The organism is Citrobacter sp. Cf136 (genome assembly GCF_030333815.1).
GTDB classification, from domain to species: Bacteria; Pseudomonadota; Gammaproteobacteria; order Enterobacterales; family Enterobacteriaceae; genus Citrobacter; species Citrobacter freundii.
Window position 1 is genome coordinate 217,157 of record NZ_JAOWFE010000040.1, and the last position, 12,866, is coordinate 230,022.

Sequence of the window (12,866 nt, forward strand, 5' to 3'; positions counted from 1 at the left end):
TTACGCCTCCAGTGCCGGTTCGACTTCCAGCACTTCAATATCAAAATGAACGGTATGCCCAGCCAGCGGATGGTTGAAATCAACCGTGATCGAGTCACCGTTGATTTCACGGATCACGCCAGGCATCTCACTGCCGTCCATTGCGGTAAAGAGCATGATAGCGCCAATTTCTGGCTCGCCCGCGTCCATAAATTCCCGACGCGAGAAATACTGAATTAAGTCCGGACTTGATACGCCAAAGGCGGCATCCGGCTCCAGAGCAAAGGTGGTTTTATCGCCTTCTTTTAGCCCCAGCAGGTGTTGCTCCAGTCCTTCAGACAGAGAACCGTCGCCCAGGCGAAACAGCGCAGGCTTGCCGTTATTGCGGGTTGACTCTGCGGTGGAGCCATCGTCGAGCTTAAGGGTGAAGTGCACCAGCACCGCACTGTTACTCTGTACTGATTTAGACATGCAGGTTGCTCTTTAAAATTGCTGCCGCCTGTCTGCCCGGTGGCGCTACGCTTACCGGGCCTACAAGGATCGCAGTAAATTGTAGGCCGGATTAGCATAGCGCCATCCGGCATTTTTTTATGCGGCTTTTTTCTCTTTCGACGGCAGGAAGCCTTCGAGAACAATCAATGCCGCCCCGATACAGATAGCTGTATCGGCCAGATTGAAGGTCGCGAAATGCCAGTCGCCGACGTAAAAGTCAATCATATCAACCACGAAGCCGTGCCACAGGCGGTCAAACAAGTTGCCCAGCGCACCGCCAATGATTAACGCATACGCGATGTTGTTCAGCTTCTGCGTCGCCTTCGAGCGATACATCATCACCATCAGGATGACGCAAATACCGATGGCGATACCGGCAAAGAACCAACGTTGCCAGCCGCCGCTGTCAGCTAAGAAGCTAAACGCCGCACCATAGTTACGCGCGTAGTGCAGATTAAGCGACGGAAACAGCGACACCGTATCCCCCAGAGCAAAGTTCTGGAGGATCAGGTATTTGCTGCCTAAATCGATAATCAGCACGACTACCACCAGCCACAGCCAGCGTAGTCCTGTTGAACAAAGAGGCTTACTCATCAGGCAAACTTACGTTGTTCGCCATCACCGGCGATGTTGCTGACACAGCGTCCGCAGATATCTGCATGTTCCGCCACCTGGCCGACGTCGGTAGTGTAATGCCAGCAGCGCGGGCATTTCTCACCTTCGGCTTTGCTCAGTACGATTTTCAGACCTTTGAGCAGTTCGCTCTGCTGAGCATCAGCAGGAGCAGCCGCATAATCCGCAACCGTCGCACCAGAGGTCAGCAGTACAAAACGCAACTCTTCACCCAGCGCGGTCAGTTTCGCCGCCAGCTCAGGTTCAGCGTACAGGGTCACTGCCGCTTCCAGAGAACCGCCGACTTTCTTATCCGCACGCGCCTGCTCGATAACCTTGTTCACTTCGCCGCGCACTTTCAGCAGCTCGTCCCAGTAGGCATCGTTCATCGCTTCGGTTTCACCTAAGCCAAACAGACCTTCGTACCATTCACCGGTAAAGACGTACTTCTCACGATCGCCCGGCAGGTAGCCCCAGATTTCATCGGCGGTGAAGGACATGATCGGCGCCATCCAACGAACCAGCGCTTCTGCAATATGGAACAGCGCAGTCTGGCAGCTACGACGCGCCACGCTGTCCGCTTTCGCGGTGTACTGACGGTCTTTGATGATGTCGAGGTAGAACGAACCCATTTCTACGGAGCAGAAGCGCATCAGGCGCTGTACCACTTCGTGGAAGTCATAGGCTTCATAGGCTTTCAGGATTTCGTCCTGCGCCGCTTGCGCACAACCTACCGCCCAACGATCCAGCACCACCATCTCTTCCGGTTTCACCATGTCTTTAACCGGATCGAACCCGTTCAGGTTCGCCAGCAGGAAGCGCGCGGTGTTACGGATACGACGATAGCTGTCGGCAGCACGTTTCAGGATTTCGTCAGAAACGGCCATTTCGCCAGTATAGTCGGTAGAAGCAACCCACAGACGCAGAATATCCGCGCCCAGTTTGTTCATCACGTCCTGCGGAGAAACGGTGTTACCGATAGATTTGGACATCTTACGGCCCTGACCATCAACGGTGAAACCGTGGGTCAGTACCTGGCGATAAGGTGCTTTGCCTTTCATGGCGGTGGAGATCATCAAGGAAGACATGAACCAGCCACGGTGCTGGTCAGAACCTTCCAGATACATATCTGCCGCATGGCCCGCAAACTCAGGACGCACATCCACGACGGATGAGTGGGTTGAACCGGAGTCGAACCACACGTCCAGCGTATCCGGGACTTTGACATACTGGTCAGCTTCGTCGCCGAGGATATCTTTCGGATCGAGATCCCACCACGCCTGGATGCCGTCAACTTCAACGCGTTTAGCCACTTCTTCCATCAGTTCGATAGCGCGCGGATGCAGCTCTTCGGTGTCTTTGTGAACAAACAGAGACATCGGCACACCCCACGTACGCTGACGTGAGATACACCAGTCAGGACGGTTGGCAACCATCGATTCAATACGCGCCTGGCCCCAGTCCGGGATCCACTGTACGCCTTTGATCTCTTTCAGCGACTGCGCGCGCAGGCCTTTCTGATCCATGCTGACGAACCACTGCGGGGTCGCACGGAAGATGATCGGTGACTTGTGACGCCAGCAGCATGGGTAGCTGTGCTGCATCTTCTCAACGTGCAGCAGCGCGCCTTTTTCGCTCAGCAGAGCGACAACAATATCGTTGGCTTTAAAAACGTTCACACCGTCCAGGGTCGGGTAGGTTCCCGCCAGGTAAGCGCCATCCGGACCCACCGGGTTCGCCACTTCCAGACCGTATTTTTGACCGATGACATAGTCGTCCGGGCCGTGGCCAGGCGCGGTATGTACCGCGCCGGTACCCGCATCCAGCGTAACGTGATCGCCCAGGATCGCCGGCACGTCAAAACCCATAAACGGGTGGGTAAAGCGCAGCAGTTCCAGCTCAGCGCCTTTCACGGTGCCGAGAATGGTGTATTCAGCCGCGCCAATACGCTGCATGACGCTTTCAACCAGATCTTTCGCCAGAATCACAGCCTGGCCGTCAATCTGCACCAGCGCATAGTCAAAATCAGGTGCCAGAGAGATTGCGCGGTTCGCCGGTAACGTCCACGGGGTAGTGGTCCAGATAACCAGAGAGATCGGGCCGTTGACGTCAGAAACGCCAAACTTCGCTTTCACCGCATCCTGATCGGCAGCGTGGAACGCCACGTCGATGGACGGGGAGGTTTTGTCATAATACTCAACTTCCGCTTCCGCCAGCGCGGAACGGCAGTCAACGCACCAGTGCACCGGCTTCGCACCTTTGTGCAGGTGACCGTTGCCGATGATTTTACCCAGCGCACGAATGATGTTGGCTTCAGTTTTGAAGTCCATTGTCAGGTACGGATGCGACCAGTCGCCCAGTACGCCAAGACGGATAAAGTCTTTACGCTGACCATCAACCTGGGTCGCTGCGTATTCACGGCACTTGGCGCGGAACTCAGCAGCGGTGAACTTCTCGCCCGGCTTGCCATATTCCTGCTCTACTTTCAGCTCGATCGGCAGACCGTGGCAGTCCCAGCCCGGAACGTACGGCGAGTCATAGCCCGTGAGTCCTTTGGACTTCACGATAATGTCTTTCAGAATCTTGTTAACCGAGTGACCAATATGAATGCTGCCATTCGCATAAGGAGGGCCATCATGCAGAATGAAGGTTTTTTTGCCTTTTTTGGCCGCACGAATGATGCCGTACAGGTCATCATCAGTCCAACGCGCCAGCATTCCCGGTTCGCGCTTGGCGAGATCGCCGCGCATCGGGAACCCTGTTTCCGGCAAATTCAGGGTTGATTTATAGTCACTCATCAGATTCTCGGTTCCGTATTTAAAACTCGTATAGGCATTAAGCCGGTTTTGTTAGCCCAAAAAATTCACGGGCAGTCAACTCATCACGCGCAATCTGCGCTTTTAGTTCATCCAGCGAGGCAAATCGCTGTTCGCTGCGTATTTTTTTACGCAGTACTACATCTATATGGCGACCATACAGGTCCATTACAACGTCCAATAGATGCACTTCCAACTGCTGGCGTACGCCTGCTACCGTCGGGCGGGTGCCGATGTTGGCGACGCCGGGCAACGGTTTGTCACCCAGTCCCATCACTTCAACCGCATAAACACCTTTCACCGGAGAAACCTGACGACGAAGCGGTAAGTTTGCCGTCGGAAAACCGATGGTACGCCCTAACTCATCACCGTGAACGACGCGTCCTGAGATAGTAAAAGGATGCCCAAGCAGGCTTTCGGCCTGTTGCAGGTTATCTTCGGCCAGCGCCTGACGTACTGCGGTGCTGCTGATACGCACACCGCCTTCACAGAAGGTTTGGGTGCTGGTGATATCAAAACCATACTCAGCGCCCGCTTCCTGTAATAACAAGAAATCGCCCGCACGGCTAGCGCCAAAGCGGAAATCATCGCCAACGGCAAGAAATTGTACACCAAGGCGCTTCACCAGAAGGTCGCTGATGAAGGTCTGCGCCGTCAATGCGGCGAAACGCCTGTCAAAACGCACACACAGCACGTAGTCCACACCGCATTCGGCCAGATAACGCAGTTTTTCCCGCAGGCGGGTAAGGCGCGCAGGTGACTTGTCCGTCGCAAACAGTTCCAGCGGCTGTGGCTCGAAAATCATTACCACCACCGGTAAATTGCGTTTGCGCCCTTCTTCCCGTAAGCCTTGCAGCAACGCACGGTGGCCACGGTGCACACCGTCGAAATTACCAATAGTCAGCACACACCCATGCGGGGCCTGGCTGAGATTATGTATGCCTCGTATCAGCTTCATGTCTGGCTCAAAACAGTGAAAATCGTGAAAGTATACCCTGTACCGCGGTCAAGGTTAACCGGCGATTGTTTCTACGAAACAGAAAGAGGATGGTTTTCATTGTTATGAAACAAATTGACGCCCTTCACGGGCACACCAATGCAATTTTTCTCGTCGAAAAGCTGTATTCACGCCACGCAAGCTGGTAGAATCCTGCGCCATCACTACGCAACGAGTGCTGGAATTTAAACGGCGCTTATTTGCACAAATCCATTGACAAAAGAAGGCTAAAAGGGCATATTCCTCGGCCTTTGAATTGTCCATATAGAACACATTTGGGAGTTGGACCTTGGCTAATATCAAATCAGCTAAGAAGCGCGCCGTTCAGTCTGAAAAGGCCCGCAAGCACAACGCTAGCCGTCGCTCTATGATGCGTACTTTCATCAAGAAAGTATACGCAGCTATCGAAGCTGGCGACAAAGCTACTGCACTGAAAGCATTTAACGAAATGCAACCAATCGTGGACCGTCAGGCTGCTAAAGGTCTGATCCACAAAAACAAAGCTGCACGTCATAAAGCAAACCTGACTGCACAGATCAACAAACTGGCTTAATCGCCTGCTTGTCGACGCTTTGTGAAAAAACCCGCGAAAGCGGGTTTTTTTATGCCTGCTATCTGGCGTTTTTCTCTTCAACCACTGATGTTGTTCTCACTCGCCCACGCTCTTCCTGACCAGCCTGTTTTTTCAGCTATCCCTCCCTTAGTTAGTCGCGTCGCGTAATACTTGAAAGTTATTTTCTTTCACTGTTTTCCTTTTTTTATTTCATTATTAAAAAAACTGTGACCACCTTAGCAAATAGAAACATCGCTCATTCAAAAACGAATAAACGCAATCCTGATGTAAGATTTGATAATTGATTGCTGCGGTAGGGTCAACTACTTTCCATGTACACCTTACTCACTCATTTTAATCTGAGGTTAAATTCAGTAACGACATAAAAAATAATATTTAAAACTTGCTTGGAAAGTAAAAGTTGTTTTTCTGGGCGTATCGCACCAATATCGGAGTTATTATTATGAGTTCTGTTATTGAGGATACCCAGTCTTGCGGGTCAGCATCATTATCTTTACTACAGCGTATTAGCTACGGCTCTTTGGATGTGGCAGGTAATCTACTGTACTGTTTCGGCTCAACCTACATCTTATATTTCTACACTGACGTTGCGGGTATTAGTCTCGCCGTAGCAGGTGTCATCCTGCTGTTGGCGCGTATCGTAGATGGTATAGATGCCCCAATCTGGGGGATCATTATCGATAAAACACGTTCACGTTACGGTAAATGTCGTCCCTGGTTCTTATGGCTGCCGCTGCCTTTTGGTGTATTCAGCGCGCTGTCATTTTGGTCTCCAGATATCAGCATGACAGGAAAAGCCATATATGCAGCAATATCCTACATGATTGCCAGCATTTTATTTACCGGACTCAATACACCGCTCAGCGCAATATTACCTCTAATGACTCTGTCCCCTAAGGAACGGCTGGTATTAAATTCCTGGAGAATGACCGGGGGACAAATTGGGGTTTTATTAATGAATGCCACAGCATTACCCCTGGTTGCATTTTTAGGTAACGGAAATGATCATGCCGGATTTATTTACACGGCGATTCTGTTTGCTGCGATATCCTGTTCGCTAACGCTTTTCGCCTTTAAAAATATCCGCGAAATGGATGCGGATAAAATACAGCAAGAACCCAAACTGCCGATGAAAAAAAGTTTCACGGCAATGAAAGGTAACTGGCCATGGATCCTGATGGTGCTGGCCAATCTGATCTTCTGGATTGCCCTGCAACAGCGGTCCACAACCATTGTTTATTATCTGACCTACAACCTCGATCGCAAAGACCTGGTTCCGCTGATTAACAGTCTGGCGACGATTCAGATCCTGTTCATCATCGCCATCCCTTTCTTTAGCAAATTCCTGGCTAAAACCTGGATATGGGTAGGAGGCTTGCTGGTCGCCACGTTCGGCGGCGTCTTGATGTGGCTGGCGGCGGACAACATACCTTTCCTCATCGCGGCCTGGGTGCTCGGCAATATCGGTAGCGGAATCGCCTGCTCAATGCCGTTTGCCATGTTGGGCTTTGCCGTCGACTTCGGTGCCTGGAAAACGGGCATCAAGGCCACGGGCATTCTTATCGCCTTCGGCAGTACTTTCTGCATCAAGATGGGCAGTGGTCTGGGTACCGCTTTCGCCGCCTGGATCATGAACAGTTTTGGCTATGTCCCGAACCATGCCCAAAGCGCTGCGGGCCTGGAAGGCATTACCTGGGCCTTTATCTGGGCGCCAGCCCTACTCTTCGCACTCGCGGCGATCCCGCTACTTTTCTTCCGTAAGTACGAAGCAATGGAAGAGACGATTCGCCACGATCTGGAAACCATCACCCAATAACTTTCTTAATCTTTACCCTCAAAATATGGGAGGCACCACCATGCCATTTGTGCAACATGACCCGCGTCGTCTGGTCTGGCAGCAAAACGATCGCTATTTGTGGATTGAACCCTGGGGCGAGAACAGCCTGCGCGTACGCAGTGGTCGTCATCTGCCGGTAATGAGAAATGAAGACTGGGCATTGACTGAGCCAGTCGCAGAAAGCCACTGCCACATCGATTATGAACACCACCAGGCGACACTGACCAACGGCAAAATTATCGCTATCGTCAATCAAAAAGGACAAGTTACCTTTTACCGTCATCCACACAAACCCCTGTTGCAGGAGTTCTGGCGCCTGCGGGGCGAAATTGGCGAGGATGAATCTTCTCACGGCCAGTACGTCAGCGCACTCAACCTTGAGGGACGCGAATTCCGCCCTATTCAGGGTGGGAAATATTCACTTAAAGCCCGCTTCGAAGCCACCGAAGGGGAAAAAATTTACGGCATGGGCCAATATCAGCAGGCCAATCTGGATCTCAAAGGATGCGTGCTCGAACTGGCCCAGCGCAACTCTCAGGCCTCGGTGCCCTTTATGCTCTCAAGCCTGGGCTACGGATTTTTATGGAACAATCCGGCGGTCGGCCGCGTGACATTCGCCCACAACGTGACCGAGTGGGAAGCTCAAATCAGCGAGCAGTTGGACTACTGGATCACCGCTGGCGATACCCCGGCAGAAATTAGCCGGGCGTATGCGCTCGCCACGGGCACGCCGCCGATGATGCCGGATTACGCCATGGGCTTCTGGCAGTGCAAGTTACGTTATCGCACTCAGGAGGAGTTGCTCGCCGTCGCCCGCGAGTACAAACGGCGCAATCTCCCCATCTCGGTAATCGTGATCGATTTCTTCCACTGGCCAAATCAGGGGGACTGGATGTTCGACTCGCGGGACTGGCCCGATCCCGATGCCATGATCGCCGAGCTAAAATCGCTGGGTATTGAGCTAATGGTCTCCGTCTGGCCAACTGTGGATAGCCGAACCGAGAGCTATCGGGAGATGCGCGAAAACGGCTGGCTGGTGCAAACAGAGCGCGGATTGCCGATTAATATGGATTTCCTCGGCAATACCACTTTCTTTGATGCCACCCATCCCGACGCTCGCGACTACGTCTGGGGTAAAGCAAAACGCAACTATTACGATAAAGGCGTGAAGCTCTTCTGGCTTGACGAAGCCGAGCCGGAGTTCAGCGTTTACGACTACGATAATTATCGCTACCACGCCGGACCGGTGCTGGAAGTGGGCAATATCTACCCGCGAATGTACGCCAAAACCTTTTTTGACGGCATGAAAGCCGATGGCGAAGACCAGGTGATCAACCTGCTGCGCTGCGCCTGGGCCGGAAGTCAGAAATACGGCGCGCTGGTCTGGTCAGGTGATATCCACTCATCGTTTCGTTCTCTGCGCAATCAGTTTGCCGCCGGGATGAACATGGGGATTGCAGGTATCCCGTGGTGGACAACAGATATTGGCGGCTTTCATGGCGGCAATATTCACGACCCACACTTTCATGAGTTGCTGATTCGCTGGTTCCAGTGGGGCGTGTTTAGCCCAGTGATGCGCCTGCACGGCAACCGCGATCCGCAGATTTTACCAGAACATCCTTACCGTGATGGTATTGCCCAGTGTCCGACCGGTGCTGCAAACGAAGTGTGGAGCTATGGTGAAGAGGTGTGCGAAGTGTTGACTGGCTGTCTGACGTTGCGAGAAAAGTTAAGGCCGTACATCAAAGCGGTGATGGCGGAAACACACGAACGCAATGCCCCGGTTATGCGCACCCTGTTTTTTGAATTCCCAGAACAGACAAGGAGTTGGGAGATTACCGACCAGTACTGTTTTGGCCCCGACCTGCTGGTTGCGCCCGTCATGCTTGAAGGTATGCACGAGCGTGACGTTTGGCTACCGGAAGGTGAAACATGGACGGATCTTGCAACCGGCGAGAGCTATCAGGGAGGACAAACGCTGCGCTATGACGCTCCCCTGAACAGAATTCCGGTATTTATCCGCGAAGGCGGGCAGTATCGTAATATGTTGAAACTGTAGTCACAGTCCGGCTGCGGTTAGTACACCGCAGCCGGCAACATGAAGGCGTTTAGACCTGTGGCGACTTGAACAGTGCTGAGTAGTCCGTATTGCAAATACGCTGCACCGCCGGATGCTGGATCATCCTTTCAGCAAATATGGCGTGATACTCCTCCATCACATTCTCTACGCGTCCAATTTCAACAATAGAATCATCGGCATAGAAATTGTGTGAATACAGCGTAGGTGCAACGAAAATGGCATTATGCGTTGCGCCAAACGCTTTCATCAGCGCAGCGTCATCAAACTCGCCGAGGATTTCGACATTCAATCCTTGTGAGTTGATCCAATTCAGCAGCTTACGACCGAGCATTGAACGACGTCCAGGGATCAGTAATCGACGCTCCTCAAGGCAGGCCGGGAAGGGTTTTTCAGGCAACGGTTTGGTGCACCAAAAACTCACGCTGCATTCGCCTATCCGCACTGAGAACAGCCCTTCCTGCTGCGTAGAGTCGATCGGGCAGTCGGAGATAATCATATCCAGCTTATGCTGACTGAGTTGATCCAACAGCATCTCATGTGTTGACTCAAAACAACGCAGATGGATTTGTTCATCTTCAACCACAGCGGCATCCAGCACGCTACTGACCAGCTGCTTCGATAGCGCATCCGCCACGCCGACATCAAACAGTAAATTAGACTCTTTGCGGTAGTTCACGATATCCAGCATTTCCTGGCTTAAGGTGAACATCTTATCCGCATAACGAAAAACCAATTCGCCTAACTCACTAGGCTCCAGTCCACGCCCCTTGCGCTTGAACAGCTTTCCCTGCAAACGTTCCTCAAGCGCTTTAATCTGTCCGGTAATGGTTTGCGGCGTCAGATAAAGCGCTTCTGCAGCGCCAACCACCGAACCTTCTTTATAGACATGCCAAAAGTAGTACAGGTGGTTGTAGTTTATATGAGACATACTCACTCCCTGAAAATTGTCACAAAAGGGTTATCCCGTCAGGCTGACGCGTTCAACCGGGTGCGTAACCAGCAGTAACCTATTACCGCCGACAGCAAGGAACCGATCAGGATCCCCAGTTTCGCCCAGTTAATCAGCTCAGGATCGACGTTCCCAAACGCCAGGCTGGCGATGAAAATTGACATCGTAAAGCCAATGCCGCACAGAATGCCGACTGCCATAATTTGCTGGAAGTTCGTTCCCTCCGGCAATTGCGCCACCTTAAGGCGTAACGCCAGCCAGCAAAACAGGCTGATACCCAGCGGTTTGCCGATCAACAGGCCGGCAATGATCCCCAGCGGTAACACCGAGGTCAGTCCATCAATAGTAACGCCCTGCAGTGAAACGCCCGCGTTGGCGAAGGCAAACAGTGGCAGGATCAGGTATGCCACCCATGGATGCAGAACATGCTCCAGTCGCTTCGCCGGTGAACGCCCGTGTTTTTCCTTTAACGGAATGAAGAAACCGACGATCACGCCAGCCAGCGTCGCATGCACGCCGGACTTCAGTACCGCAGTCCATAGCACCACGCCCACCAGAATATAAATCCCGGTACGTCTCACGCCACACAGATTCAAGGCCGCCAGGACGAGAATGGCACACGCGGCAACGCCCAGCGACAGCAGCGAGAGATCGCTGGTGTAGAACAGTGCGATGATTACGATAGCGCCGAGGTCATCAATAATCGCCAGCGCCATCAGGAATATTTTCAACGCCAGCGGAACGCGGCTGCCCAACAACGCCAGCACACCTAACGCAAAAGCGATGTCCGTTGCCGCCGGGATCGCCCACCCTTCACGGGTGATGGGATCGGCATAGTTGAATGCCAGGTACAGCAGCGCCGGGACAATCATGCCCCCGATAGCGGCAATGATCGGAAACGCTGCCTGACGCAGGCTGGCCAGCGAGCCTTGCATCAACTCACGCTTCACCTCCAGACCAATCAACAGGAAGAACACCGCCATCAACGCGTCGTTGATCCACAGCAGCATATTTTTGTTGATCTCAAGCGCGCCAACCCGCAGTTGAACGGGTGTTTCCAAAAAGGCGTGGTACCATCCACTGGTTACCCCGATGTTTGCCATCAGCATAGCGACCACGGCAGCGATGATCAGAATGATGCCCCCCGAGGCGTCACTACTAAAAAAACGATGCAGATGTTTCACTTTTATTCTCTCTATTGGGTGAATACTTCGTAAATACTATCTTACACCCTCAAAAAGCTCGTTAAAATTAGATTATTTGTGATTGATAGATCGGTTTTTACGATGTATCCAAATAAAGTCGATAAAGATTTTCCGAGCGGAAAACAGAAATAAAAAAGCCTGAGGCTTTTCAGTCCCAGGCTTTTTATTCGAGATAAAACGGCGAATTAGCGAGTCAGATCGTCAAAGAACTTCTTCACACCGTCGAAGAAACTTTTGGAGCGCGGACTGTTTTGTTCACCCGTCGGGCCGCCAAAGCTGTCCTGCAAATCTTTCAGCAGTTGCTTCTGCTTGTCGTTCAGGCCAACCGGGGTTTCCACTACCACGCGGCACAGCAGGTCTCCCTGAGCGCCACCGCGTACAGACTTGACGCCCTTTCCACGCATGCGGAAAAGTTTGCCAGTTTGCGTTTCGCCCGGAATTTTTAGCTTCACGCGACCGTCCAGCGTCGGGACTTCAATCTCGCCGCCCAGAGCAGCCATCGCAAAGTTAATCGGCACTTCGCAGTAGAGGTTATTGCCTTCACGTTCGAAAATTGGGTGTTGTTTTACCTGCACCTGAACGTACAAATCACCTGCTGGCGCGCCATGCTCACCGGCTTCGCCTTCACCAGACAAACGGATACGGTCGCCGGTATCAACCCCAGCCGGGATTTTAACAGACAGCGTTTTGCTCTTCTCAACGCGACCATGCCCGTGGCATTTGTTGCACGGATCTTTGATCAGCGTACCGCGGCCCTGACAGTGTGGACAGGTTTGCTGTACGGCAAAAAAGCCCTGACGCATCTGCACCTGACCGGAACCGTGACAGGTTGGACAGGTTTGCGGCTGAGTGCCCGCCTTTGCGCCGCTACCGTGGCAGACGTCACACTCTTCCAGAGTCGGAATACGGATCTCTTTGGTGACGCCACGCACGGCTTCTTCCAGAGTGAGATCCATGTTGTAACGTAAATCAGCACCACGTGAGGCGCGCTGACGACCACGACCGCCGCCAAAGATATCGCCAAACACGTCACCAAAGATATCGCTGAAGTCAGCCCCGCCGCCAAAACCGCCGCCGCCGCCCATACCGCCTTGCTCAAACGCAGCATGACCGTACTGATCGTAGGCCGCACGTTTTTGCGCATCGGTCAGGATCTCGTACGCTTCTTTGATCTCTTTAAACTTGGCTTCGGCCTCTTTATCACCCTGGTTGCGGTCCGGATGATATTTCATGGCCAGGCGCTTGTAGGCCTTTTTGATTTCACGCTCTTCCGCTGATTTGGAAACGCCTAAAATCTCGTAATAGTCTTGCTTAGCCATCTCTTT

10 protein-coding genes and 1 pseudogene are annotated in these 12,866 nt (G+C 52.6%); 3 read left to right on the forward strand and 8 right to left on the reverse strand.

Annotated elements, in window-relative coordinates:
* The 5 genes and pseudogenes from fkpB to OGV98_RS20310 form a co-directional block, all read right to left on the reverse strand.
* The gene (gene fkpB, locus OGV98_RS20290; RefSeq protein WP_003018929.1) at positions 1–450 is read right to left on the reverse strand and encodes an FKBP-type peptidyl-prolyl cis-trans isomerase; all 450 of its coding nucleotides are present in this window, start codon (positions 448–450) and stop codon (positions 1–3) included.
* A gap of 117 nt (positions 451–567) precedes the next feature.
* Entirely contained in the window at positions 568–1,065 is a 498-nt protein-coding gene (gene lspA / locus OGV98_RS20295; RefSeq protein ID WP_003018932.1) for a signal peptidase II, read from the reverse strand.
* Positions 1,065–3,881 carry an isoleucine--tRNA ligase gene (ileS, locus tag OGV98_RS20300; RefSeq protein WP_044712974.1) on the reverse strand — a complete coding sequence of 939 codons (2,817 nt, stop codon included), beginning with the start codon at positions 3,879–3,881 and terminating at the stop codon, positions 1,065–1,067. Before ileS ends, lspA begins: the two co-directional genes overlap by 1 nt.
* A 37-nt stretch (positions 3,882–3,918) precedes the next feature.
* Positions 3,919–4,857, reverse strand: a complete 939-nt coding sequence (ribF, locus tag OGV98_RS20305; protein WP_003845657.1) for a bifunctional riboflavin kinase/FAD synthetase — start codon at positions 4,855–4,857, stop codon at positions 3,919–3,921.
* A gap of 7 nt (positions 4,858–4,864) precedes the next feature.
* Positions 4,865–5,068: pseudogene (locus OGV98_RS20310) on the reverse strand (DUF2575 domain-containing protein).
* A gap of 117 nt (positions 5,069–5,185) precedes the next feature.
* On the opposite strand from OGV98_RS20310, the gene rpsT reads away from it, so the two are divergent.
* The 3 genes from rpsT to OGV98_RS20325 all read left to right on the forward strand — a co-directional run bounded on the left by rpsT (position 5,186) and on the right by OGV98_RS20325 (position 9,366).
* On the forward strand, positions 5,186–5,449 hold the full coding sequence (gene rpsT, locus OGV98_RS20315; RefSeq protein ID WP_003018940.1) for a 30S ribosomal protein S20: 264 nt from the start codon (positions 5,186–5,188) through the stop codon (positions 5,447–5,449).
* Positions 5,450–5,912: 463 nt separating this feature from the next.
* A complete protein-coding gene (locus tag OGV98_RS20320) occupies positions 5,913–7,286 on the forward strand; it encodes an MFS transporter (protein ID WP_003837335.1) in 1,374 nt (457 codons plus the stop codon).
* A 40-nt stretch (positions 7,287–7,326) separates the two neighbouring features.
* Complete coding sequence (locus OGV98_RS20325) at positions 7,327–9,366, forward strand: glycoside hydrolase family 31 protein (RefSeq protein ID WP_286552001.1); 2,040 nt, start codon at positions 7,327–7,329, stop codon at positions 9,364–9,366.
* A gap of 49 nt (positions 9,367–9,415) precedes the next feature.
* Here OGV98_RS20325 and nhaR read toward each other — a convergent pair whose 3' ends face one another.
* The 3 genes from nhaR to dnaJ all read right to left on the reverse strand — a co-directional run bounded on the left by nhaR (position 9,416) and on the right by dnaJ (position 12,860).
* Entirely contained in the window at positions 9,416–10,315 is a 900-nt protein-coding gene (nhaR, locus tag OGV98_RS20330; RefSeq protein WP_003837333.1) for a transcriptional activator NhaR, read from the reverse strand.
* A 38-nt stretch (positions 10,316–10,353) separates the two neighbouring features.
* The gene (gene nhaA, locus OGV98_RS20335) at positions 10,354–11,520 is read right to left on the reverse strand and encodes a Na+/H+ antiporter NhaA (RefSeq protein WP_003018952.1); all 1,167 of its coding nucleotides are present in this window, start codon (positions 11,518–11,520) and stop codon (positions 10,354–10,356) included.
* 206 nt (positions 11,521–11,726) lie between these two features.
* Positions 11,727–12,860 (reverse strand): molecular chaperone DnaJ, encoded by a 1,134-nt coding sequence (gene dnaJ, locus OGV98_RS20340; protein ID WP_003837322.1) that lies wholly within the window; start codon positions 12,858–12,860, stop codon positions 11,727–11,729.
* Positions 12,861–12,866 lie beyond the last annotated feature (6 nt).